Source organism: Maribacter stanieri (assembly GCF_900112245.1).
Classification (GTDB): domain Bacteria; phylum Bacteroidota; class Bacteroidia; order Flavobacteriales; family Flavobacteriaceae; genus Maribacter; species Maribacter stanieri.
On record NZ_FOYX01000001.1, the window covers coordinates 2,162,000 to 2,188,079 of the forward strand.

The 26,080-nt window shown below is 33.6% G+C and carries 25 protein-coding genes; 18 read left to right on the forward strand and 7 right to left on the reverse strand.

Annotated features, from left to right (window positions below; translation table 11 throughout):
- Positions 1-35 precede the first annotated feature (35 nt).
- The 4 genes from nusB (at position 36) to BM296_RS09385 (ending at position 3,254) form a co-directional block, all read left to right on the forward strand.
- A complete protein-coding gene (gene nusB / locus BM296_RS09370; protein ID WP_027064358.1) occupies positions 36-983 on the forward strand; it encodes a transcription antitermination factor NusB in 948 nt (315 codons plus the stop codon).
- Between the two features lie 43 nt (positions 984-1,026).
- A complete protein-coding gene (locus BM296_RS09375; protein WP_091902773.1) occupies positions 1,027-1,497 on the forward strand; it encodes a DUF1573 domain-containing protein in 471 nt (156 codons plus the stop codon).
- A gap of 24 nt (positions 1,498-1,521) precedes the next feature.
- On the forward strand, positions 1,522-1,809 hold the full coding sequence (gene yajC / locus BM296_RS09380; protein WP_027064360.1) for a preprotein translocase subunit YajC: 288 nt from the start codon (positions 1,522-1,524) through the stop codon (positions 1,807-1,809).
- A 95-nt stretch (positions 1,810-1,904) separates the two neighbouring features.
- Positions 1,905-3,254, forward strand: coding sequence for a Gfo/Idh/MocA family protein (locus BM296_RS09385; RefSeq protein WP_091902774.1), 1,350 nt, complete (start codon positions 1,905-1,907; stop codon positions 3,252-3,254).
- A gap of 5 nt (positions 3,255-3,259) precedes the next feature.
- Here BM296_RS09385 and BM296_RS09390 read toward each other — a convergent pair whose 3' ends face one another.
- A complete protein-coding gene (locus BM296_RS09390; protein WP_091902775.1) occupies positions 3,260-3,859 on the reverse strand; it encodes a YdeI/OmpD-associated family protein in 600 nt (199 codons plus the stop codon).
- A 4-nt stretch (positions 3,860-3,863) separates the two neighbouring features.
- Positions 3,864-5,087 (reverse strand): peptidase T, encoded by a 1,224-nt coding sequence (gene pepT, locus BM296_RS09395; RefSeq protein WP_091902776.1) that lies wholly within the window; start codon positions 5,085-5,087, stop codon positions 3,864-3,866.
- Positions 5,088-5,159: 72 nt separating this feature from the next.
- Here pepT and BM296_RS09400 point away from each other — a divergent pair, with 72 nt between their 5' ends.
- A complete protein-coding gene (locus BM296_RS09400; protein ID WP_091902777.1) occupies positions 5,160-5,609 on the forward strand; it encodes a hypothetical protein in 450 nt (149 codons plus the stop codon).
- 57 nt (positions 5,610-5,666) lie between these two features.
- Positions 5,667-6,713, forward strand: coding sequence for a quinone-dependent dihydroorotate dehydrogenase (locus BM296_RS09405; protein WP_091902778.1), 1,047 nt, complete (start codon positions 5,667-5,669; stop codon positions 6,711-6,713).
- Between the two features lie 81 nt (positions 6,714-6,794).
- Here BM296_RS09405 and BM296_RS09410 read toward each other — a convergent pair whose 3' ends face one another.
- On the reverse strand, positions 6,795-7,205 hold the full coding sequence (locus BM296_RS09410) for a Dabb family protein (protein WP_091902779.1): 411 nt from the start codon (positions 7,203-7,205) through the stop codon (positions 6,795-6,797).
- Positions 7,206-7,291: 86 nt separating this feature from the next.
- On the opposite strand from BM296_RS09410, the gene BM296_RS09415 reads away from it, so the two are divergent.
- The 6 genes from BM296_RS09415 (at position 7,292) to guaB (ending at position 12,742) form a co-directional block, all read left to right on the forward strand.
- Positions 7,292-7,912 carry a LysE family translocator gene (locus tag BM296_RS09415; protein WP_091902780.1) on the forward strand — a complete coding sequence of 207 codons (621 nt, stop codon included), beginning with the start codon at positions 7,292-7,294 and terminating at the stop codon, positions 7,910-7,912.
- A 53-nt stretch (positions 7,913-7,965) separates the two neighbouring features.
- A complete protein-coding gene (locus BM296_RS09420) occupies positions 7,966-8,835 on the forward strand; it encodes a hydroxymethylglutaryl-CoA lyase (RefSeq protein ID WP_091902781.1) in 870 nt (289 codons plus the stop codon).
- A gap of 144 nt (positions 8,836-8,979) precedes the next feature.
- Entirely contained in the window at positions 8,980-10,158 is a 1,179-nt protein-coding gene (locus BM296_RS09425; RefSeq protein WP_091902782.1) for a putative porin, read from the forward strand.
- Positions 10,159-10,181: 23 nt separating this feature from the next.
- Entirely contained in the window at positions 10,182-10,718 is a 537-nt protein-coding gene (locus tag BM296_RS09430; RefSeq protein ID WP_091902992.1) for an FMN-binding protein, read from the forward strand.
- Complete coding sequence (locus tag BM296_RS09435; RefSeq protein WP_091902783.1) at positions 10,718-11,230, forward strand: Aq_1264-related membrane protein; 513 nt, start codon at positions 10,718-10,720, stop codon at positions 11,228-11,230. The genes BM296_RS09430 and BM296_RS09435 overlap by 1 nt, the downstream gene beginning before the upstream one ends.
- Positions 11,231-11,269: 39 nt before the next feature.
- A complete protein-coding gene (guaB, locus tag BM296_RS09440) occupies positions 11,270-12,742 on the forward strand; it encodes an IMP dehydrogenase (RefSeq protein WP_091902784.1) in 1,473 nt (490 codons plus the stop codon).
- Between the two features lie 64 nt (positions 12,743-12,806).
- Here the strand turns inward: guaB and BM296_RS09445 are convergent, their stop codons facing one another.
- From BM296_RS09445 to lysA, 3 genes are all read right to left on the reverse strand, one after another.
- Positions 12,807-15,389: a M1 family metallopeptidase gene (locus BM296_RS09445; protein WP_091902785.1), complete on the reverse strand. Its 2,583-nt coding sequence runs from the start codon at positions 15,387-15,389 to the stop codon at positions 12,807-12,809.
- A 170-nt stretch (positions 15,390-15,559) separates the two neighbouring features.
- Positions 15,560-16,096, reverse strand: coding sequence for a thioredoxin family protein (locus tag BM296_RS09450; RefSeq protein ID WP_091902786.1), 537 nt, complete (start codon positions 16,094-16,096; stop codon positions 15,560-15,562).
- Between the two features lie 60 nt (positions 16,097-16,156).
- Positions 16,157-17,395: a diaminopimelate decarboxylase gene (gene lysA / locus BM296_RS09455; RefSeq protein ID WP_091902787.1), complete on the reverse strand. Its 1,239-nt coding sequence runs from the start codon at positions 17,393-17,395 to the stop codon at positions 16,157-16,159.
- 151 nt (positions 17,396-17,546) lie between these two features.
- Here lysA and BM296_RS09460 point away from each other — a divergent pair, with 151 nt between their 5' ends.
- The 4 genes from BM296_RS09460 to BM296_RS09475 all read left to right on the forward strand — a co-directional run bounded on the left by BM296_RS09460 (position 17,547) and on the right by BM296_RS09475 (position 20,794).
- Positions 17,547-18,185: an LON peptidase substrate-binding domain-containing protein gene (locus BM296_RS09460; RefSeq protein WP_091902788.1), complete on the forward strand. Its 639-nt coding sequence runs from the start codon at positions 17,547-17,549 to the stop codon at positions 18,183-18,185.
- Between the two features lie 151 nt (positions 18,186-18,336).
- Positions 18,337-19,530, forward strand: a complete 1,194-nt coding sequence (sucC, locus tag BM296_RS09465) for an ADP-forming succinate--CoA ligase subunit beta (RefSeq protein ID WP_027064377.1) — start codon at positions 18,337-18,339, stop codon at positions 19,528-19,530.
- A gap of 227 nt (positions 19,531-19,757) precedes the next feature.
- Positions 19,758-20,093, forward strand: a complete 336-nt coding sequence (locus BM296_RS09470) for a hypothetical protein (protein WP_091902789.1) — start codon at positions 19,758-19,760, stop codon at positions 20,091-20,093.
- A 365-nt stretch (positions 20,094-20,458) separates the two neighbouring features.
- Positions 20,459-20,794 carry a hypothetical protein gene (locus BM296_RS09475; protein ID WP_091902790.1) on the forward strand — a complete coding sequence of 112 codons (336 nt, stop codon included), beginning with the start codon at positions 20,459-20,461 and terminating at the stop codon, positions 20,792-20,794.
- 46 nt (positions 20,795-20,840) lie between these two features.
- On the opposite strand, the gene BM296_RS09480 is transcribed toward BM296_RS09475, so the two are convergent.
- Positions 20,841-21,218 (reverse strand): DUF1456 family protein, encoded by a 378-nt coding sequence (locus tag BM296_RS09480; RefSeq protein WP_036145404.1) that lies wholly within the window; start codon positions 21,216-21,218, stop codon positions 20,841-20,843.
- A 372-nt stretch (positions 21,219-21,590) separates the two neighbouring features.
- Here BM296_RS09480 and BM296_RS09485 point away from each other — a divergent pair, with 372 nt between their 5' ends.
- Entirely contained in the window at positions 21,591-22,082 is a 492-nt protein-coding gene (locus BM296_RS09485; protein WP_091902791.1) for a CAP domain-containing protein, read from the forward strand.
- A gap of 317 nt (positions 22,083-22,399) precedes the next feature.
- On the forward strand, positions 22,400-26,077 hold the full coding sequence (locus BM296_RS09490) for an Ig-like domain-containing protein (protein WP_091902792.1): 3,678 nt from the start codon (positions 22,400-22,402) through the stop codon (positions 26,075-26,077).
- Positions 26,078-26,080 lie beyond the last annotated feature (3 nt).

Genomic DNA, 26,080 nt, shown 5'->3' on the forward strand with positions numbered 1-26,080 from the left:
TTAATTAATAATTTATTAAAAAAAGTTCTTTAAAAATGCTTACAAGAAGGCACATTAGGGTTAAGGTAATGCAGAGTATATATGCTCTTATCCAATCTAAGGATGATTCATTACAGAAACAAGAGAAGTTTTTAAAAGTAAGCATAGAGAATACATATACCCTGTATTTGTTGTGGCTTAGTCTTTTCGTAGAAATACAAAAAAGGGCTGCAGACCAAATTTCTCTTTCTGCTAACAAATATATTAGCGATAAAAAGAATGAATTTCCAAATCCTAAAAAGTTTATTCAAAACAGATTGTTATTACAAATTGTAGAGAATAAAACCCTAGAGGAAGAAATTACCCATAGAAAATTAGACAACTGGTACTTGAACGAAGAGTATGTAAAACTTATCTATAAAGAAATTATAGAGAGCGAAGTATACCAAGAATACATGTCTACACCAGAAAGCGATTATGCTGCAGATAAAGAATTGGTATTGAACTTGTTCAAAAACATCATAGCGCCTAACGAGAAAATCTACGATTATTTCGAAGATGATAAATTAACATGGGTAGATGATATTCCTATTGTTAACACCTTTGTTTTAAAGCATCTTAAAAAAGTAAAGCAAGTTCATCCAGAATCATACTTTTTGCCAAGTCTTTTAAAAGATGATGAGGATATGACTTTTGCTATGCAATTACTTTCTAGAACATTATTGAAAAATGATGCTTTAGAAAAGGAAATTGAAGGCAAAACACCAAATTGGGATAAAGATCGTATTGCAGGTATTGATAGTATACTATTGAAAATGGCAATTTGTGAGTTATTACATTTCCCATCTATACCAGAAAGGGTAACAATAAACGAGTATTTAGAAATTGCTAAAGAATATTCTACGCCAAAAAGTAGCATCTTTATAAACGGAATTTTGGATAAGCTTACTAAAGAATACAAGTCAGAAGGAAAGCTTAACAAAATGGGTAGGGGTCTATTATAAAAATATTTTATAATTTTACAATTAATTGATAAATCTAAATAGTATGAAAAAATTAGTTCTAATTGTTGGTCTTGTATCAATGGTAGCTTTTACTTCTTGTAAAGATAATGCGTCTAGCAAGATAAAAACGGATAACGTAACAGAGGCTGCAGTAAGAGATGAGGCAGCAAAAGCAGTACCTGTAATGTCTTTTGAAAAGGCAGAACATGATTTTGGTACAATTGAGCAAGGAACACCTCAAGAAACAGTTTTTACATTTACCAATACAGGTAATGCGCCACTTATTATTACTGATGCAAAAAGTAGCTGTGGTTGTACTGTGCCTAACCCACCAAAAGATCCAATCGCACCAGGTGAAACAGGTGAGTTGAAAGTTAATTTTAACGGTTCAGGTCAAAACCAAGTAACTAAAACTATTACGGTTACTGCAAATACAGAAAAAGGTTCAGAGCTTTTAAGAATTAAAGCTTTTGTTAACCCAAAAGGAGCAGCTCCATTAGGACCTGTTAAATAATTATAAATTACAGATATACCAAAAATGGGTGATATAGGGCAGTTTCTTCCGATGATTTTAATATTTGTGGTCGCATATTTTTTTATGATCAGACCTCAAATGAAAAGACAAAAGGATGAAAAGAAGTTTTCGGCAGAATTAAAACGTGGTGATCGTGTTATTACCAAAAGTGGTCTGCACGGAAAAGTAGTGGATTTGAATGATAAAGATTTTTCATGTGTAATTGAAACAATGGCTGGAAAATTAAAGTTTGATAGATCTGCCATCTCCATGGAAATGAGCACTAAATTAAATGCTCCAGAAAAAAAATAGATTTTTTTCAAAATTCATATTAAAAACACCGATGTAAACATCGGTGTTTTTTTTTGCTCAAATGTGGTATATTTAAATACACTTAAATCAACAACATGCCACATAACAGAAGAAATTTTATTAGAAAAAGTACTGCAGGATTAGTATTGACAGGTGCCTCGTTTATGTTTCCAATGGAACTCCTGTCAATGATGCGAAAAAAAGTTGGAGCCAATGACACTATAAATGTTGGCTTGGTTGGTTGTAAAGGAATGGGATTTTCCGATTTAACTTCATTTCTTAAAATAAGTGAAATTAATGTCATTGCCTTATGTGATGTTGATGAAAATGTATTGCGAGAAAGAACAGCCGATTTGGAAAAGGCAGGTATTAAGAAGCCAAAATGGTATGTAGATTATAGAAAGTTATTAGAGAATAAAGATATTGATGTGGTGATTATTGGTACGCCAGATCATTGGCACTGTCTGCAATTAACCGATGCATTACAGGCAGGTAAAGATGTATACTGTGAGAAGCCTATAGCCAATTCCGTACAAGAGGCAAATATAATGCTAGACTTTGTGCAGTCTAGAGATAGAATGGTGCAAATAGGACAGTGGCAACGTAGTCAGCCACATTTTGTAGATGCTATTAAATATGTCCATTCCGGTGCGCTAGGTGAAATTCGATTGGCAAAAGCATGGGCGTACCAAGGCTGGATGAAACCTGTACCTGTTGTACCAGATACCACTGTGCCTGCAGGTGTGGATTATAAAATGTGGCTAGGTCCAGCTCCAGAAAGAGCGTTCAATAAAAATAGATTTCATTTCGATTTTAGGTGGTTTTGGGATTATGCTGGCGGATTAATGACAGATTGGGGAGTCCATTTAATGGACTATGCTTTATATGGTATGAAAGCAGAAACTCCAAAATCGGTAATGGCACTTGGTGGAAAATTTGCTTACCCGAACGATGCCTCTGAAACTCCAGATACATTACAGACCGTTTACGAATATGATGGATTTTCCATTTTATGGGAGCATGCAACAGGTATTGATGGTGGTAATTATGGAAGAAACCACGGCATAGCCTTTATAGGTAATAACGGTACACTAGTTTTGGATAGAGGAGGTTGGGAAGTAATTCCCGAAAAAGAGTTTCAGGGTTGGGGCAAGGAAGGTATTCCTAAGATGGAAGCCATGTCTCACGATAATGGTGGTTTGAGTGGCTTGGACCTACACACCCAAAATTTTATAGAAGCTGTAAAAAGCAGAGATAATTCTAAATTAAATGCACCTATTAAAGTGGGGTATGATGCTGCATTAGTTTCACATATGGGGAATGTGGCTTTTAAAACGGGAAACAGAATTTATTGGGATGAAACTGCAGGTCAGTTTAAAAATGAAGAAGCTAATCAGTTCCTAAAAGCTAATTATCATAATGGTTGGAAACTGCCAACCTTATAAAGTATTTATTTTCGGTAAATGTCATTAAGACCTTTACCTGCTAAAATTAACGGAACTATTTTGACAAGTCTTGATAGTTTCGTTTTTTCTTGCTTAGCTGTAGTTATATACTCAACGTATTCTTGTTGTTTTGAATGGGTAAGTTTGCTAAATGAGTCTTTAAGCTCAGAGTTTTTATTAAACTCCTGAGTTAAAAGTAGCGGAACTTCAATTTTACCTTTTGGTTTTTTAGAGATTTTTAATTGTAATCCTTTTTTTTGGTTTTCAATGGCTTCATTTATATAATCTGTAACGCTCGTTTTCTTAACTTCCTCTAGATTTAAAAATTTCCAATGCCGCATGGCTTTTGTTTTGCCTTCTTGTGCATTTTCAAGCACTTTCTTAGGGTCATTTAAAAAGACACCATTAAAAAACCAAATACCAAAATGGGTTTTAAATTTACCGATGGCGATAACATTTTTGCCATCGATCATATAGGTGGGGAAACTCCATTTATAAGTTTCCGTTAAACCACAAGCTAAAGCAAGTTTTCTCAATGCGGCAACACCATTTTTAAAATGGTGCGGCTCATCATAGAATTTATCTAATTTCTCTTGTTTTTCCATAGTGTTACTGGTGTGCCGTCAATTGACAAATACGTACAATAACTTCAACAGCTTTTTGCATACTTTCTACCGGTACATATTCATATTTACCGTGAAAATTATGTCCGCCTGCAAAAATGTTAGGGCATGGTAAGCCCATGTAGCTCAATTGAGACCCATCGGTACCACCACGTATTGGTTTAATAATTGGTTTTATGCCGATGTCTTCCATTGCTTTTTTAGCAGTTTCAACAATATGAAAAACTGGTTTAACCTTTTCTTTCATATTAAAATATTGATCTTTTAATTCAAGTGCTACACAATTATCAAATTCATGATTGTACTTTTTTACAATGGCTTCTACTAATTCTTTACGCTCATTAAAACGTCTTAAGTCATGGTCCCTTATGATAAGCTCTACGGTAGCATTTTCAATTTCACCTTCCATATGGTGTACATGAAAAAAGCCATCTCTACCATCCGTTTCTTCCGGTATTTCATGTTTAGGTAATTCGTTTATAATCTTATTGGCAATTAGCACGGCATTGACCATTTTACCCTTCGCATATCCAGGGTGTACGCTTTTACCTTTTATAGTGATTTTTGCTCCTGCAGCATTGAAGTTTTCATACTCTAGTTCTCCTATTTGACTGCCATCCATAGTGTACGCCCATTCAGCACCAAATTTTTCTACATCAAACTTATGAGCCCCTCTGCCAATTTCTTCATCCGGAGTAAACCCAATTCTAATAGTACCGTGCTTAATTTCAGGATGATTAACTAAATACTCCATAGCGGTTACTATTTCTGTGATACCTGCTTTATCATCGGCACCCAAAAGTGTTGTGCCATCTGTGGTTATAATCGTTTGCCCAATGTATTGCAATAAATCATCAAAATAACTTGAAGATAGTATGATGTTTTCTTCCTTGTTCAATACAATGTCCTTACCATCATAGTTTTTGATTACTTGTGGTTTTACATTGGTGCCAGAAAAATCTGGTGAAGTATCAAAATGAGAAATAAAACCTATGGTAGGTACATCATGTTCTACATTAGATGGCAGTGTTGCCATTATATAGGCGTTTTCATCTATGGTAACGTCAGATAAGCCTATAGCACGTAATTCATCAACTAATTTGTTGGCTAAATTCCATTGCTTTTCAGTGCTCGGTGTGGTCTCTGATGATGAATCGCTCTGTGTATCAATAGTGATGTAGCTTATGAAACGATCAATAATATGTTGCATTGTAAATGGGTTTTATCAAAAATAAGCTTATAAATTGTAAATTAGTAAACGTAATATTCTATATATTTTGGCATGGAAAAATTTAAGTATTTAATAATCACAGCTTCTATTTTATTTTTTGTAAAAGTAAATGCACAGGCAGATTGTGTATTAGGGGTTGGGGTTACCAATGATTCCGTGATTTCAGATATCTTTCAGCTTAATGAAATGCAAAATGAGAAGCTAATAAGTTTTAGTGCCGAATTAAAATATAGAAATGATGTACTGAGTAATGAATTGCAGAATGTTGCAGAACGGCATCCACAGAGCAATGTAACCGAATTACGCCAACTAGCAGATAAGTATAAGGCTGTTATGGATAGTATGAACAGTGTTCAGTCACTTATTGACAAAAGAATGTTGTCTTTATTCAATCCTAAGCAATATGAGTTATACCGAACATTGTGTAAAGAAGCCAATCGTTCTCCATATTTAGTTATGCCTACAATATATGCCGATAGTATTGTTGATGAAAACAGATAAGTTATAATTAACTTTCTCGTTTACAGTTTGTACTTTTGCGACTTCTAAAATATATACATGTACAGGCTTATTATCAGACCTATTTTGTTTCTGTTAGACCCAGAAAAAGTTCATCATATTAGTTTTTCGAGTATAAAGTTTTTTTCTAAAATAGGACTTACTAGTCTTATGAAATCTATGTTTGCCGTCGAGGATAAACGTTTGGAGAAAGAACTTTTTGGCTTAAAATTTAAGAACCCTGTAGGGTTGGCAGCTGGTTTTGATAAAAACGCAGTGTTGTATAACGAGCTATCGGATTTCGGATTCGGATTTGTAGAAATAGGGACACTTACACCCAAACCACAAGAAGGAAATCCTAAAAAGAGATTATTCCGTCTTAAAGCGGATAAAGCAATCATAAACCGAATGGGTTTTAATAATAAAGGTGTTTTTGAAGCGGTAGAAAATTTAAAAAAAGAGCATAAAGTTTTAATAGGTGGTAACATTGGTAAGAATAAAATAACACCTAATAATGAAGCTATCAAAGACTATTTAATTTGTTTTGATGCCTTGTTTGATCATGTAGATTACTTTGTGGTGAATGTTAGTTCACCAAATACACCAGGTTTAAGAGAGTTGCAAGACAAAGAGCCTTTAACGGCATTGTTGAACGAACTTCAATTGGAAAACTCTAAACTTAGTAAACGTAAAAGCACAAAGCGTAAGCCAATTCTACTAAAAATAGCACCAGATCTTACAGATAGTCAGTTGTTAGATATTATTGAAATTGTAAGTACTACTACCATAGATGGCGTTATTGCAACAAACACAACCATTTCTAGAGAGAATTTAAAATCGCACGCACTTTTAATAGAAGAGGCTGGCGGACTTAGTGGTGCTCCTTTAAAAGACAGAAGTACAGAGGTGATTAGGTTTTTAGCGGAAAAAAGTAACAAAGCATTTCCAATTATTGGGGTAGGAGGTATTAACTCTGCCGAAGATGCTATTGAAAAATTAGATGCAGGTGCAGATTTAATACAACTTTGGACAGGTTTTGTATATGAGGGACCGGGTTTGGTAAAGAAAATTAATGAAGCTTTATTAGAAAGAACAGCAGAAGCCTAATACAATATACTACAGCTAAAAAGAATAAATGCCTTTGTACGAACGTGTACAAAAGCATTTGTTTTTATTTGAGATTTTATTTTAATTTTTGATCCAAAAATCAACCACAAAAACATCTTCCAAATGTGGGGTTAAAACTGCACCAAAGGCTTTGTGGTCAGGGTGAGGTAAATATATGGCACGATCTTCTTCGCTTTCAAAAGTAAGAATGAAAGCATGGGTAAACCCTTTATCCAGTCCTTCTGGGCTATTGTTCAAGCCCCATTCATAACCTTTGATTTGTTCAATTTTAGAAGGTAATGCGCTAAAAGCATCTTCAACTTGCTTTATTTGAGCAGGTGTAGTCCCTTCTTTAAATTTAAAAAAAACGGTGTGCCTTAAAAGGCTGTCGGTTTTGATCATTTTAGTTGCTGTTATATTTTCATTTGTTGAAGCAAATGCAGAGGTCATAAACGAAATGCTAATTAATAATACCAGTACTTTAATTTTCATAGTGTCTTTATTTTTAAACAAGATATTAAAAATAGGTGTAATTCTGGGTTATTCGTACATTTCGAGAAGAACTTAAAACTCCTGAATTGAATTACGATATTTTACTTGCCTTTTCTGTAGCTACCTTCATTTTGTCTCTATCGCCTGGTCCTGATAATATTTTTGTTCTAATACAGAGTATAAGTAATGGTAAAAAACAAGGACTAGCAGTTGTTGCAGGTTTAATGTCCGGTTGTTTAGTACATACTTCTCTTTTGGCATTTGGTGTGTCTGCCATCATAAAAAATAACCCAACCATATTTACGGGTATTAAAGCATTTGGAGCTGCGTATTTACTGTATCTCGCAATACTGGTATATAGAGGAGGTGATGCTATAGCCATAGAGGGGGAATCAAAGAATAAAAAAAGCTTAGGGGCATTATATAAACAAGGATTTATAATGAATGTATTAAACCCAAAGGTGATTATATTCTTTCTGGCTTTTTTCCCTGGGTTTCTATTTTCAGACTCTTTAAGTAATGTGTTCCAATTTTATACGCTGGGTTTGTTGTTTATTCTGGTTTCATCAATTGTATTTAGTGGTATTGCCATTTTATCTGGTCAGATTTCAACATTTATAAAAACTAAAGAACATACTGGTTTTATATTAAAATGGGTACAGATTATAGTGTTCACTGGTATCGCTATTTATTTATTCTTCGGTTAGTTTATTTAAAACATTAATATGACATACTTATTTAGAGTTCGTATTTTTACATAATGTCTAATTCTAAGCTTAAAATAGTTGAATGTCCTAGGGATGCCATGCAAGGCATTAAAACATTTATACCAACTAATGAAAAGGTTAGGTATATACAATCATTGTTAGGTTGTGGTTTTGATACCCTTGATTTTGGGAGTTTTGTTTCTCCCAAAGCAATACCGCAAATGGTAGATACCGCAGAGGTGCTAGCTAAGCTGGATCTTTCAAAGACAAACTCAAAGTTACTGTCTATTGTGGCAAATGTACGTGGAGCGGAAGATGCCGTTTCTCATCCAGAAGTAGATTATTTAGGTTTTCCCTTCTCTATTTCAGAGAATTTTCAAATGCGAAACACGCATAAGACCATAGCACAATCTGTAGAGACTTTGCAAGAGATATTTAATTTAGCCGATGCGGCCAATAAAGAGGTGGTTACTTATATATCTATGGGGTTTGGTAATCCATATGGTGACCCTTGGGATATTGATATAGTTGGCGAGTGGACAGAGAAACTCGCAAAAATGGGAGCTAAAATATTGTCACTTTCCGATACTGTTGGATCTTCAGACCCAGAAACCATTTCTTATTTATTCTCTAATCTTATTCCTAAATACCCAAGTATTGAATTTGGCGCGCATTTACATACCACTCCTACTAAATGGCATGAGAAAGTTGCTGCTGCATACGAATCTGGTTGTAGACGGTTTGATGGTGCAATACAAGGATTTGGTGGCTGCCCAATGGCTAAAGATGATTTAACGGGTAATATGCCAACTGAGAAAATGCTATCGTATTTTACATCAGAAAAAGTAGAATCTGGCGTTAATTGGATGGCTTTTGAAGCTTCCTATAATAAGGCTACAGAATTGTTTTCTAAATATCATTAATACCTACCTTTTTTCATTTTAATCAATAGTAATACCTTGCTAAGGTTATTTAGATTTAATACAGATAAGCTTTGTTAAGTCGAATTTAGATTATAAATTCGCGCTCCGTTAATAATTAACGGCCTGTAAAGAAAATTTATCTTGATGAAATACGCTTATCTATTTATTTTGTTATTGTCGGCTAGCTTTTTACAGGCTCAGACTAAAACAGATTCAATTACATTAGTTCCCCAAACTCAAATCAATGCCGCGCAAAGATTACTGTCAGGTAATTATGCATCTGCAGTTACCGTTGGTGCTTATGCAGAGATGTTATATAATCAGCCAGAAGGTGATAATGGTGAATTAGACGTGCAAAGAATGGTTTTGCTTTTTGGATATCGTTTTAATGATAAAACACAATTTGTTACAGAGGTTGAGCTAGAGCATGTTAATGAAATATTTGTAGAACAAGCATTTGTAAATTATTCCGTTGGAAATAATGTGAGCTTACGAGGTGGTTTAATGTTGGTGCCCATGGGAATTATTAATGAATTTCATGAGCCAACAACTTTTAATGGTACTGAAAGACCGGGAATGGATAATGCTATTGTACCAACTACATGGCGTGAAATTGGTGTTGGAGTTGCAGGTAGGTTCAATGATATTAATTTAGGATATCAGGCATATGTTTTTAACGGTTTTAAATCTACAGAGGCTAATGGTGCTGGTGGTTTGTCTGGATTGTTAGGAGGCTCTAGCGGATTACGAGGTGGTCGCCAAAAAGCAATACAATCTACTATAGATAGCCCTACATTGTCTACTAAATTAGATTATTACGGTATTTCTGGCCTTCGCTTAGGTCTTTCTACTTATTTTGGAAAAACACAGGCAGAAGATGATATAGAAACTTTGGAAGGAGCAAATATTGGTATAGCAATGGTTGGTGTCGATGCACGTTATGCATATGATCGTTTTACGGCAAGGGGACAGTTTATAAATGCTTCTTTATCAGATACAGAAGAGTATAATACGGCTACTGGTAGAGATTTAGGTAGTGCTCTAAGAGGATTTTATGTGGAAGGAGCTTATAATTTATTGGCAATGGACAAAGAACAAAAATTATATGTTTTTACAAGGTACGAACAGTATGATACCCATGCTAATACAGCGGGTAGTTTGATACGTAATGAGGCATATGACAGAACAGATGTTACTACAGGATTAACATATCATATTGCTCCAGGTGTTGTTTTAAAAGGAGATTATCAGTTTCGTAGCAATGCCTTAGAAGGAGATGATATTAAGGATAGACTTAATTTTGGAATTGGCGTTTGGTTTTAATAGAATTACTTAAGTTTCCAATTATGAAAAAGAAGGTTGTAAAATCAGTTGTGAGCATGCTTACCATAGCCATGGTAATGGGATTTGGTTTACCCAAAAATCTTCAGAAAAAAGTAGATAAGGAAATTACAGGTTATTTCGAAATTGAAACTTTTACAATGGAGTCTATTCCTGTCCAAAATAACTTAAATAAAGATTTGCCAAGTAAAATTACGGGCGAGAATTTATTTAAATTATTTGATGGTAAAAGTCTTATTGGATATATGTTCATTGAACAGGCACCAAGTAAAACCGCACAGTTTGACTATATGGTTTTATTGGATAAAAATTTTAAAATTTTACATTCCAAGGTTCTTATTTACCGAGAAGAATATGGTGGCGAAATAGGAAGTAAGCGCTGGCTTAAACAGTTTGTTGGTAAAATACCTGGTGATAGGGTAGATCATAAAACAAATATTGATGGTATTGCAGGAGCTACTATTTCGGTTCGTTCTATGACTAATGCCATTGATGACCTTTTACAAACACTTACTATATTGCAGGAAAATAAAGTATTATAATGGAATTTAATGGTCTTTTATTAAAGCTTCCAAAAGCAATTCGCTTATTTATAGGGGCTTTTGTAATTGTACTTTCTATTGGCTATTATACAGGTTTGTTATTTGTTTCAGAAACAAGTACTTCTAATCCTAGTGGTATAGAAGAGAATTATCTTGGCAATGAAGCAGATGAAAACGCAGAGATTATGAAGTTCAAGAAAAGTAAAAGACAAATGCTGACTATTGTTCATACGCACATACTGTCCATGTCTTTTATCTTTTTTTTATTAGGTGTTTTAGTTTGGTTGACTAATTTGCCAACACGGTTGAAACTCTTTTTAACTATTGAACCATTTTTATCGGTTTTACTCACTTTTGGCGGAATTTACTTTTTATGGTCAGGGATATCTTGGTTTAAATATATAGTAATGTTATCAGGTTTTTTAATGACCGCTACATATACTGCATCTGCTTTAATCGTCTTGTATCAATTAACATTTTCAGTGAAGAACGCTAATATTATTAACCAATAATATTCACTATATTTGCACGCAATTAAATCCTTAATTGCTATGCAAGCCCATCAAAATAAAATTCTAGGAGAAGGTCTAACTTACGATGACGTATTATTAGTACCTGCATATTCTGAAGTACTTCCAAGAGAAGTCAATATTCAGACAAAATTCACAAGAAACATTACAATTAACGTGCCTATTATATCTGCAGCGATGGATACGGTTACGGAGTCTAGAATGGCAATTGCCATGGCTCAAGAAGGTGGTATTGGTGTATTGCACAAGAATATGACTATTGAGCAGCAGGCAATGAAGGTAAGAAAGGTGAAAAGGGCTGAAAGCGGAATGATTTTAGATCCGGTAACCTTGCCTTTAGATTCTAAAGTAAAAGATGCCAAGGCCAATATGAAGGAGTATAGCATTGGTGGTATTCCAATTGTTGATGCTAAAGGAAAACTATTAGGTATTGTAACCAATAGGGATTTACGTTTCGAAAAAAATAACGAAAGACCTATATCTGAGGTTATGACTTCAGAAAACTTGGTAACTGCAGAAGAAGGAACTTCATTATCTGAAGCAGAAGATATTCTACAACAACATAAAATTGAAAAATTACCGGTCGTAACTAAAGATAATATCTTGGTAGGATTGATAACTTTTAGAGATATTACAAAATTAACCCAGAAGCCTATAGCGAATAAAGATCAATATGGTCGTTTAAGAGTGGCAGCAGCTTTGGGTGTTACCGGTGATGCTGTAGATAGAGCAGAAGCTTTGGTAAATGCAGGGGTAGATGCAGTAGTTATAGATACAGCACATGGACATACGAAAGGTGTTGTGGCGGTATTGCAAGCGGTAAAGAAAAAGTTCCCTAATCTAGATGTTATTGTAGGTAACATTGCTACGGGTGAAGCGGCAAAATATTTAGTAGATGCAGGTGCAGATGCAGTCAAAGTAGGTATTGGTCCTGGTTCTATTTGTACTACTCGTGTAGTTGCGGGCGTTGGTTTTCCTCAATTTTCTGCTGTATTAGAAGTAGCGGCAGCTATAAAAGGTTCTGGAGTTCCTGTTATTGCAGATGGTGGTATTCGTTACACTGGTGATATTCCTAAGGCTATTGCAGCAGGCGCAGATACCGTAATGTTAGGTTCGCTATTGGCAGGTACAAAAGAGTCACCTGGAGAAACTATTATTTACGAAGGAAGAAAGTTTAAATCTTATAGAGGAATGGGTTCTGTTGAAGCCATGAAACAAGGAAGTAAAGATCGTTATTTTCAAGATGTTGAAGATGATATTAAAAAATTAGTGCCAGAAGGTATTGTAGGTCGTGTACCTTACAAAGGTGATTTATTTGAAAGTATTCATCAGTTTATTGGTGGACTTAGAGCCGGTATGGGATATTGTGGCGCTAAAGATATTGCAACATTACAGGACAATGGTAGATTTGTTAAGATCACAGCCAGTGGTATTAATGAAAGTCACCCACATGATGTAACTATTACAAAGGAGAGTCCAAATTACAGTAGATAGAAAATTAAATATTGATTATAAAAAAAGAGGTCTATTATAGACCTCTTTTTTATGTCTCAAAATATCAGTTTACAGAAGTGTCCAGCGATTTTTGTAAAATTTGTACTCTTCTTAAATCGTCTGAAGCTTGAAGAACTTTTGATTTTAACGACGGATTTAAATCGGGATTTTCGTTAATAAACGTTTGTAATATATCGTATGCTTCTTTTGAAGTGTAATTTCCTATGGTGCTGTTTAACCATCGTTTTGGGAAAAAGATGTCACCGGTTTTTTGAATTTCATCCAGAAGATTAAGACTTGTTCTTAAATAATCAATCGACTCTCGTTGATGCAAAGGGTGATTTAAGTTATTCATTGCATTTGCAACCCAAGATTCTTTAGCTCTGTTTTCTTCTTTGCTAAGAGATTTAAAAAAATCGTTTTTTGTTTGTAAGTCATTTGAAAGTGACGGTAGTAAATATCTAAATCGGTTTAATTTATCTTGATTGGAAATTGATTTTTCAGCCGTAACTAAAATGTTATCGCTATCAGGATGACCATATAGTGCCAAGTCCATTGCCAATTCGGTATAGTCATCATCGTTAAGTTTTAAATCATCAATCTTTATATTCTTCGTCCATATATCATATAATCGTTGAAGTGATTTATCGGTATAACCCACAGATGAAAAAGTAGAGAATAAAGTTTTTTTAATATTTGCGGCAAGTGGTTCTTGTAATTTAGTCCAGACTTGATCGGTTATTTCATTTTGGTAAAAGAGACGTTGTTCTTCGGTTAAGTATTTCCAATATAGGGTAGTGGTGTATCTAGAAATAAGCCCTATCAATAATTCATTCTCTTCATCGTTTAACCCTTTTAGAAATAGTTTTAGAGCAGATGAGGGTGCAACAGCACCGTTAAGCACATTTTCAAATACATTGATATAGCTATAACCACGTGCTACCTGGTCGCTGAGGTTGGTTATTATTTCTAATTGTTTTTCTTGAATAGGAAATACCCCATAACCTTCTGCATTTGAATTATAGATAATAGCCTTAGGTTTAGGTAAACCAATGGTTTCTTTTAAATGAAACTTATCTTCAAGCATATTTACAGTAAAGACTTTAGTTTCTTGTGGGTAAACGAATAGAATTTCGAAAGTCTGCGGCCAGATATTTTTACTTCCATCTTCGGCTTTCTGAAATAATTCAAATGAACTTATCCTGTTGTTTGAATCATATTTTATGTTGTCATTGAAAATAGGTCTACTAGAATTATTGACCCAAACGTTGCTCCATGCTTCAATATCTGTTGATGATTTTTTGTCAAAAATGTCTATGAGTTGACCCCAAACAGCATTTTTATAAGCAAAAATTGTGATGTATTCTTGTATACCACTTTTAAATGCATCCTTTCCTAAAACGGTTTCAAGCTGGCGCATCATTATAGGTGCTTTGTTATAAATGATGCTTCCGTATAATGAACCTGCATTGTTGAGGTTTTCTAAGTCTTGTCTTATGGGATTTGTGCCAAGAGTTCTGTCCTCGCCATAGGCATTGGGATAGTGGGTAATCATAAAAGCCAGTTGATGGTCTATGTTAGGAAAGGCTGGATTCATTATTTTATCTGCCATGAAATTTGCAAAAACTTCTTTCATCCAAACATCATTAAACCAATTCATGGTAACTAAATCGCCAAACCACATATGAGAGGTTTCATGAGCAATCAGTTTTGCGCGACTTAATTTTCGGTTTGCAGTTGCGCTCTCATCTAAGAAAAGAGAGCTTTCTCTGTATTGAATGGCACCAACATGTTCCATACCACCATATTGAAAACCAGGAATTGCAGCAAAATCCATTTTTTGAAAAGGAAAAGGATATGCGGTATACTCTTCTAAAAAGGTTAGTGATTGCTGGTGAAGATCAAAAATGGAATCGGTACTGTATTTAATTTTAGTAGAATCTGTTTCTCTGTACAACATAGTCATTTCCAGATTTGAGGTTTTTTGAGTTGCCGATTCAAATTTGCCTGCTACAAAAGAAAATAGATACGTACTCATTTGGTCAGATTTGCCAAAGTTGTACTGTGTAAATTCTTCTTTTTGAATTTTATTTACCTCTTTAGTACTACATAGCACTTTCCAATCATTAGGGGCTGTAATACTTAGTGTATAAACTCCTTTAATATTGGGTTGATCAAAACAGGGGAATAACGTTCTAGCACGGTCTGGAACTAGTAAAGTGTAGAGGTAATCTTTATTTCTATTCAATGAAAGTTCCCCGGCAATGAACGCTATGCTAACAGAGTTCTGTCCCTTTTTTAAATATTCTATTGGTAGAACAATGTGCTCATTAATATGCTGTATAGCAACAGAATCCTCATTAATAAATACCGATTTTATTTTAGCGGTTTCCTCCTTAAAATCTAGATAAACTGCCTCGTTGGTCTGATCTAAATTGAAATCTAAAATTAAATTAGAATGAATAGGGTCTTTTTGTTCTTTAGGAATTTGAAAACTAAGATTGTACTGTACGTTAGAAATTCTAGTGCTCCTGTTGGTAGCCAATTCTAAAGAAACACCTGATGCTATATCTTTAGGAGCTTCTGGGTTATTTTTACAGGAGATGATTACGAAGACCCCAAAAAACAAGTAAAATACCTTCTTCATATGTTGGTGATTATATGTTGTAGTGAAAGTACTTTAATGGAAATTTCTTTCCAATTTTTAAAGTTTGAAATAATACTAAATAGAAAATTGGTTACTCTATGGAAGAGTAACCAATTTATCATGTTAAGTTTTTATAGGCTTACGTGTAATTTTAAAAGTAAACTCTTGGTTTATTTACCAGCCTCGCCAGCGTAAGCTTTCCAATCTTTTTCTTTATAGATATTGTCTCCAAAATAGCGTGCTATTTCCATGAACGGTTCTGGTTTTTGATATCCTGGTACCGGTGAAAGCATATTTAATTCTTCATCTAAAAAAATTGTAGTAGGGTAGCTTAAGCGTCCTTGCATTAATGCTGCGGCAAACTCATGATATCCTTTTCTGCCAGATGGAACAAATTTATATGTCTTCCCTTTGTATTCAATTGGATCTTTTCCTTCACCATCAAACTTTACCATGTAGTAGTTGTTTTCCATATAAGCAGCTACCTCAGGATTTTGAAAAGTATCCTTATCCATTTTCTTGCACCATCCGCACCAATCTGTATAAACATCAATGAAAACTTTTTTTGGATTCTTATCGGTTGAAGCCAATTTTGCAGCCTCATCCCATGATATCCAATTTACTTCTTGTGCATAGCTAGCTGCCGAAATAAACAGAACGGATAAGAATAAAAAAGATTTAGAAAAAAATAAAGAATACGTCTTCATGAGTTTTTTTTGAGTGTTTAGTCCAACTATTATACCAAAACTAACGTATTTTTAAACGCTTTATTTCACTTTTGCCGTTTCTTTAACAGCGAATAAATCTTTTACATCTACTTGATTACGAATTAAATCATCAAATGTTTCTCTTTCGCGTATAAGAATTGCTTTTCCTTTATGCCAAAGTACTTCTGGTGGTCTAAATCTAGAGTTGTAATTGCTTGCCATTGTAAAGCAATATGCACCTGCATTTTTAAAACAAAGAATATCACCTTCGGTAATTTCATTTATTCTTTTGTTACTAGCAAATGTATCTGTCTCACAAATATATCCAACAACAGAATAGTAGCGTTCTCTACCGGCAGGGTTAGATATGTTACTTATGCTATGTGTAGCGCCATAAAGCATTGGTCTAATTAAGTGATTAAAGCCAGAATCTACACTTGCAAAAACTGTTGATGTGGTTTGTTTTACCACGTTTACTTTTGCAAGAAAAACACCTGCCTCGCTCACTAGAAACTTACCAGGCTCAAAAGCCAATGTTAAGTCTTTACCATATTCTTTACAAAATTGGTTGAAACGTGTACTTAGTTTTTTACCTAATTCTTCTACATTAGTTTCTATATCACCTACTTTATACGGTACTTTAAAACCACTACCAAAATCTATAAAATCTAAATTTTTGAAGTTTCGTGCAGTATCAAATAAAATTTCTGAAGCATATAAGAATACATCAATATCTAAAATATCACTACCGGTATGCATATGTATACCATTGATATTCATTTTAGTCAATTCCACGATACGTAGTAAATGTGGTATTTGATGAATACTAATACCAAATTTAGAATCTATATGTCCTACAGAAATATTAGAATTTCCACCGGCCATTACATGTGGGTTAATTCGAATACAAACAGGAATTGTTGGGTGCTTGCTACCAAATTGCTCTAAAATAGAAAGGTTGTCAATATTGATACGAACACCAAGTTTTGCTGCTTCCTCAATTTCTTCTAAGGAAACTCCGTTTGGGGTAAATATGATTGATTCTGGTTTAAAACCAGCTAATAAACCTAATTGTACTTCTTGGATAGATACTGTATCTAAACCACTACCTAGACTATTCATTAATCTTAGAATAGTAATATTAGAAAGTGCTTTAGCTGCATAATTAAGTTGTAACTTCTTTACAGAACCAAATGCCTTGGTTAATCTATTGAATTGTGAAACTATTTTTTCCGAGTCATAAACATACACCGGATCACCATAGGTTTTTGCTATCTGCAATAAATCCTCATTTCTCATGCTATCTATTTTTAAGCGAATTTACTTTTCTTAATCATTAAGAGCAAAAATAATAACGTAATTACAATAAAAATAACAGATTGTGATATTTATAACAATCTAGGTGGTTGTATATTTTGGCGCAATGTAAAGAGCTTTGTATTTTTAACGGATGAAATTACCTTTATTTCCATTACAATCAATATTCTTTCCTGGGGAAACAGTTCCGCTTCATGTTTTTGAAGAACGCTACAAACAATTAATAAATGATTGTAGACAAGAGGCTATAACCTTTGGTATACCTGTATTTATCAATAATAAAATGGAGTACGGCGTAGAAGTACAATTGGTAGAAGTCGTAAGTACTTATGAGACTGGAGAAATGGATGTAGTTTGTGTTGCTAGACAAGTATTTAAACTATTAGCCTTTGACAATGTGTTGGAAGGTAAGTTGTATGCTGGGGGAATTGTTAAACTGATGGAGTACGATTATGAAGCAACTGACGAAAAAAAACAAGTTATTATTAATGGTATACGACAACTATATTTAATTATGGATGTTCCTTATACGGAGATAAATGTAAAGGAATTCAATAGTTTTACGCTAGCACATAAAATAGGATTGTCGTTTGAACAAGAATATCAATTACTGCAAATACCATCAGAAAATGACCGTCTTAATTTTATAAGTTTACATTTAACTTCCACTATAACGGTATTGTCTCAAGTAGAAAGAACCAAAAAAATTATTGAACTTAATGGTCATTTTAAAAATTTTGACCCTTTAGATTTTAAAGATATTGAGATATAAGAACTAAAAATGCTAAAAAAATCAATTAGATTTTAAGCGTTTTGTGTTTTTATCAGGTTAATTATAATAGTTATTCTAATTAATCACCAGTATTTTTAGATTATTACTTACGGTTTCCTATTTTTGCCTAACAATTAAAATCACCATATATATGAACCTTCACGAATATCAAGGAAAAGAGATATTAGCAAGTTTTGGGGTGCGCATCCAAAGAGGAATAGTTGCCCATAATGCAAAAGAGGCTGTTGAGGCTGCAAAGCAATTAACTGCTGAAACCGGAACTGGATGGCATGTTATTAAAGCGCAAGTACACGCAGGTGGTCGTGGTAAAGGTGGTGGTGTAAAATTAGCCAAAAACCTAAAAGAGGTAGAAGAGATCGCAAACCAAATTATTGGTATGAACTTAATTACACCGCAGACTTCTGCAGAAGGTAAAAAAGTACATCAAGTTTTGGTTGCAGAAGATGTTTACTACCCAGGCGAAAGCGAAACTAGTGAATTCTATATGTCTGTTGTATTAAATAGAGCTACTGGTAAGAATATGATTATGTATTCTACAGAAGGTGGTATGGACATTGAAGAAGTTGCAGAAAGTACACCACATTTAATTTTTACAGAAGAAATTGATCCAGCTACAGGTTTGCTAGGTTTTCAAGCAAGAAAGATTGCTTTTAACTTAGGTCTTTCAGGTACTGCGTTCAAAGAGATGACAAAATTTGTTGCATCATTATATAAAGCATATGTTGAAAGTGATTCTAATATGTTTGAAATTAACCCAGTATTAAAAACGTCCGATGATTTGATCATGGCTGTTGATGCTAAGGTTTCTATTGATGATAATGCACTTTACCGTAGAAAGCAATATGCAGAAATGCGTGATCTTAGAGAAGAGAATCCAATTGAGGTTGAAGCTAGAGAAGTAGGTCTTAACTATGTAGATCTTGATGGTAACGTTGGTTGTATGGTTAACGGTGCAGGTCTTGCAATGGCTACTATGGATTTAATTAAAATGGCAGGTGGTGAGCCAGCTAACTTCTTAGATGTTGGTGGCACTGCAGATGCTAAAAGAGTTGAAGAAGCTTTTAGAATTATTTTAAAAGATCCTAACGTTAAAGCAATTCTAATAAACATATTTGGTGGTATCGTTCGTTGTGATCGTGTAGCACAAGGTGTTGTTGATGCTTATAAGAATATGGGCGATGCAATGAAAGTGCCAATTATCGTAAGATTACAAGGTACTAACGCAGAGCTTGCAAAAGAGATTATCGACAATTCTGGACTTGCAGTTGAATCAGCTGTTCAGTTTCAAGAAGCAGCAGATAAGGTTAAAGCGGTATTGGCTTAAACTCATTTGCTTATCATATTTTTAAAGACCATTCATTTTGAATGGTCTTTTTTTGTTTTAAGTTTTAATGTAATTATTGAAAATGCAGTTTATATGGCTAAAAACTATGTATATTATTAAATTAATATTAAATAGATGTTAAAATTATCATATTGATATTTTAAATACGTTATTTTGTAGTATATGCAATAAGTACGTGTAATTTTCAAACCTTTAAAATATATAGTATGAAAAAAGTCAAAATTATTTTAATCGCAATGTTAACATTTGGGATTGGAACTGTTACGGCTCATGATACCGAGTCTAATGAGGATAAAGGAACAAAGTGGATAACTTCTCAAATTCATGAGATGTTAGCTGATGAGGATATACCTGATCAAATAAGAGGAGCCAAAGCCGAAATTAAAATTGCCGTTGCAGAAGATGGTATGTACAGGTTATTATCAATTGAATCTACCAATAGTAAATTAAAAGAGTTTTTAAAGAACGGTATTGATTTTAAAAATCTTGAACCGGGCAATTCAGATATAGTTTACATTATTCCAATAGAAATAGCAGACTAGTAGAATTACCACTTACCATTTTATAAAGAACGCTTATTTAGCGTTCTTTTTTTTGTCAATTAATATAGAAATATCAGTTATTAAGTATTTATTGTGTGTTCTGTTTTAAGTAATCGTAATCATAAAAGGAGGAAATCTATATTTTATGTTACCGAAATGAAATAATGGTTAAGACTCTGTAATCATGTTTTTCGCATGACTTGTATTTCTAAATTTGGGGTGTATAATTGAGGAATTACTATTAAAGAGATGTTAAAATGAGTTTAAATTGTAACATTCTTATTTTACAATCGTCTTTTTAGTAATTCATCATCAATCAATTATTAATCATACTTCAGAATAACTGGAGTAAAATACAAAAAGTCATGAGAAAATTAAGTTTAGTAGTCGTAGCTGCAATGCTACTTGCAACAGGTAATGTATTAGCTAACGATGTAAAAGGTGAAAACCCTACAAAAAATCTTTCAATACAGATATCAGAAATGTTATCAGAGAATAATTTCTCTGAAATGCATAACGATTTAACAGCACAAGTTCGTTTCACCTTGAACTCAGATGGTGAAATTGTAGTATTATCTGTAAATACAAAATTTGATAAAATGGAAAGTTTTGTCAAAAGCAAATTAAACTATCAAAAGGTTAATTTGGCTGAAGTAGAGGAGGGTAAGGTATATACTATTCCTGTACGTGTAAAGGCGTAATCCCTATTGAGATTGCCGTTTAAAAATCATGATACACAGAGGTGCATCATGATTTTTTTTTGTTTTTATATTTCACATGGCTAATACCAGTATCCACTTTTTTCATTTGCTTAGTTTTAAAATCTTCTCTCACTGTCTTTTTTGGAGCAGATTTCGCCGTATTTCCAGACATACTTAAAAGAACTTCGCCCGGTATTTTGGGGTCCTCTTTTGTGCCACGCAAATGAATGACCAATCCGTTTAAGAAATTACGAAGTACTTGATCACCACACTCCATATAATTAGGATGGTCTTCGCTTCTAAAGAAAGCACCTAATTCACTTTTAGAAATTTTAAAATCTACTAACTGAAGAATTTCAACGATTTGATCATCCCTGAATTTTAAAGCTACTCTTAATTTTTTAAAAACATCATTATTAGTCATATCGCAATTTTAAGGACTGCAAGTTATTATAAAAATATGACCTGTTGGTTTCAATATCATATTAATAGGTGATTCATATATAGTGACCCCATTTTATTTTTTAAAATGAATCTATTTAAACTTGTATATATAATAAGGATGGGTTAATCAATAATATACCTCGCTTGTTATTACTAATATACTTTTGAATTCCTGCTATTAAGATTATCAGTCAATTACTTCGATAAAGTATTTCTATAAAATAAGATAAATACTACGTTGACTATAAGATTAAACTACTGGCCGACACTTACGGTCCATTGCCCGAAGAATCTGTTTTTAAGCTTTGTACCGAACGTAACTTTGTCATGTATAATAACAAAGCCAATTAAAATGAAGTTCTCAATTGTATTCTTAATGTTGATTTTAGTAGTAACAAGTTCATGTAGTAAAACTGAAGCTTTAGAAGAAGAAGTTTTAAGTACAACATCTACCACAGATGTAACATTAGAGAATAATGAAACGGAACTGGAAATATTTAAATTGATAAATAACTATAGATTAGAGAATGGTTTATCTCAATTATCTTATAATAATCAAGCGCAATCTTATACTGTTGATCATAACACTTATATGATTTCTTTAGATGAAATTAATCATGATAATTTTGCACAAAGATCTTCTGAATTATCTGTTGATTTAAATGCCACAAGAGTTTCTGAAAATGTGGGTAGAAACTTTACATCTGCAGAAGGTGTTTTTGAAGCTTGGTTAGCAAGTGCTAGTCACTTAAAAAATATTGAAGGAGATTATTCTGAAACAGCAATTTCTGTATCAGCATCACAAGAAGGTATGTTATACTTCACACAAGTATTTATTAAATAAATAATGATTGACATGGCTTTTGCCAATCAGAAAAAAAGACCTGTATGTTCAGGTCTTTTTTTATTAATTTATTTTGTATCAGTTATTTATGTTTTCATTCTTTGAATTATTATGTAGAAAATTATATCGATTGATGTATTAAATAAATGATTTTATAACACTTAAATAGTCTTTTAGCACGAAATGTGTCGTTCATCGATTTTTTTATGCATTTTATCGATGTTTTATTGTTATATATCGTAAAGTAATAGTTGTCGTATATCTATTATAATTGATTAGCGTTATCATTGTAGGAAAAACCCTTCAAAATTAATGCTATGAAGAAAAAATACTTAAATCGATTTTTACTTGTTTTAGTTTTTATTGTGTTCTTGATAAGTATGCAATCTGCCTTTGGGCAACAGCAATTTGCCAATACCATAATAAGTGAGAGTCAGGTTGTTAATTCTGGGCAAGCAATAGATCAAAATCTTTTGTCAAGTGCCATCATTAATGCTAATTCTGGTCTGGCACTAGGTGTTGGCTCTTATTCAGGATATTTAGAATTAGAATTTCCTACAGAGATACCCGCAAACCAGACAAGTTTTATTCGTTTAGATACTGAAGATGATTTATTACCCTTTTTGTTGGGTGGTAATTTAGGGGGACTTCTTGCCGATGTAGCTGGAATTGTAATTTTAGGGAACCAAGAGTTTGCTATAGATGTTAAAAATAATAACACCACAATTCTTCAAGCAGATTCTGGTATAGCAAATTCATTTAACACGAATGGTGTTAAAGTGGTTACCGATGGTATGGGTGATTACTTTATGTCCGTTTCTCCAAATTCAGCTTATAATAGAATCCGACTTCAAAATAAAGTAGGTTCATTAATTGGGTTAAACACTTTAAAAGAATTAGATGTTTATGGTGCATTTACGGCAGCAAGTTCTAGCAGTTGTTTAAATGCTGATTATACTTCTTTTGATGGTACCGGTATAACATTAGATCTTTTACAATTAGCAGGTGCAGGCGTTACAAATCCTGAATTTGCCATCGATAACGATAAAGACACGTATTCAGAATTAGGTTTAGGTATAGTAGGCGTTGCAGCTTCTATAAGCCAAACGTTTTATTTTGATGCCCCGTCTGATCCTACCGATGTGTTTTATATTACCATAGGTGTTGATCCATCTCTTTTACAATTAAATGTTATAAATAATATTCAAATATCTGCCGATAATGGTTCTTCAACCAACGTGTTTACAGATAATTTAAGTAATCTATTAGATTTAGATTTATTAGGGTTGTTAACAGACACTGGTTCAGTAACTATACCTATTAATCCTGATGTTACTATAGATAGAATTACTATTAATTTAAGTTCGTTATTGGGGGTTAACCTAGATCAGAGCATTAATATATTTGATGTTTTCAGTGCTCCAGCAATTCCAGAATTAGACCCAAGCTCTGAAAATATAACTGTTTGTAACGGATCGCCTGCTATGTTAATTGCAACAACAGAAGACCCAGGTACTGAAGAGTTATTGTGGTATGATACAGAAATAGGAGGAAACCTTTTAGCAGTTTTAGATTCTGGGGAAAGTTATACAACCAATGCATTAACGGCATCTACAATTTATTATGTTTCTTCTCGCGAAATTGGTTGTGTAAATGAGTCGCCAAGAATGGCGGTCGAAGTTTCTGTGAGTCCTATACCAACTGCTAATGATATAACTGTAGTAAAAGAAAATAGCGATTTATGTGCTTCGGGAGATATTATTTACCATCCAACAAGTGAAATTGCGGGTGACTTTAATTGGTATTTTGATGTGGATGGAACTAATGAAATAACTGACAATTTAAATGTTGATGGTGTAGTTTATAGTATAGACTCTAATGGTGAGCTGACCATCTCTGGACTTCAAGATGACTTTACGCCTTTCTCTGTTTATGCAAAATTGACGACCACGAATGGTAGATGCGAAAACCAAGCTGGTGATTTAACATTAGTGAATGTTGATAGTGATGCTTTAGATGTTGAGGCCAATATAGTTATTGATACAATTGTATCTCTTTCAGAATTGTTGAATCTTTCAAACTCAAGTTCAGCTACGCTTAACTCAGAGGAAATTACAATTTGCGCTGGTACTAGTATAGATTTGCTAACTACCATTGAAAATGAAACCGGACTGGAATTAAGGTTCTATGATGACTTAGTTGGCGGTAATTTATTGGCAAACTTAAACTCAGGAGCTTCCTTTAATACAGGTATTTTAAATGCCACTACTAATTTTTATATAGGTGTTGCCTTACCTGGTTGTTCTCAAGAATCTGTTAGGGCAACTATTACTGTAAATGTTTTAAACATACCTACAGCAGCAGATATAGATGTATCTGGGGCAGAGAATCCTGTATGTAGTTCTAATGATGTTGTTCTGGTGCCTACAAGCCTAATAGAGGGTAGCTATGAATGGTTTTTTGATGTGGATGCTACAAATCAAATTACTAATAATATGGTTGTTGGTGATATTACGTATACCATATCTGATGCTGGTACTTTAATTATTAATGGATTGGATGAAGGTAGTTCTCCATATGATTATTTTGTTAGATTACAACAAGAAGTTGTTGATTGTGCAAATGCCGATGGGGATTTAAAAGAGGTGAATGTAACAGTGTTAGATTCTAATTTTGATATTGATGCTACTTTAGATACTACAATTACCCTGCAAGATATTATCGACGTAAATAATATCAATTCTAATATTTCTTTGACCGGTTCTGTTTCGGGAGATGTTAGTGAAGGAGATACGGTTACATTAAGATTAAATGGTGCAAATTACGTTGGTACGTTAGATTCTAGTTTAGAATATATTATTGATATAGCCGGTTTAGATGTACTTTCTGATGCTGATAATATTGTAGAGCTGATAATGAGTTCTGGTGTATGTACCGTAACAGAACAACTTCCTTTACCAATTCCAGATTTACCTATTGGAGATTTAACGCAGGTTTTTTGCGCATCTGAGAATCCTACTATTTTAGATTTACAACTAGATTTAGAAGACGGTGTTTTCTTTGATGCTTTAGTTGGCGGTGGTCTTCTAAGTAACAATACCCCGTTAGTAGATGGCGGTGTTTATTTCACAGGATTATTAAACCTTCCAATAGATATTTTTGCCCGTGTAGCCATAACTGTTCAAGTTATAGAAGTTGATGCACCTACAACGTCTACCAATACACAGAATTTTTGTGCATCTGCTAATCCTGTTATTGGTGATTTAGAAGTAAATCAAAATGAAGTAGTATTCTATGATAGTGCGGTAGGTGGCAATATGCTAAACCCAACCGATGCACTTACTTCGGGTAACTACTATATAGCTCGATTGGAAAATGGTTGTGAAAGTGCCAGTAGGCTAGAAATAGTAGCAACGGTTACTGAAGACGCACCAATTACATTGATTGGACAAACAGAAGAAGCTTGTATTAGCACGGAGTCTTATTCTTATTTCACTGAAAGTAATCAAACCAATTATGTATGGACGGTTACTGGTGGTGTAATTACAGACGGTGGTACTACCACAGATGATTTTGTAACTATCACCTGGAACAGCCTACAGGATGCGGTTATAGAAGTTGCATATTTAAGTACAGATTCATGTACACCAAATAAAGAACTACGTACAGAAATTGAGACTATGCGATGTGGTGAAGTTCTAGGGGCAGAATTTTGTCTAGAAGTCTATAATGAGTTTTCGCCAAATTCAGATGGATTCAATGATTTCTTCGAGGTGGAATGTATTACAGATTATTTAAATACTACACGTGTTTATAATAGAAATGGAAACTTGGTTTTTGAAACACAGAACTATCAGAATAACTGGGATGGAATTGCGAATGTAGGTGGTGTTCTAAGCAAAGGAGATCATTTGCCAGCTGGTACCTATTACTATGTTATTAATATACCTGAGTTGAATAGAGATTTGGTCGGTTGGTTACACCTAGCTAGATAAAAT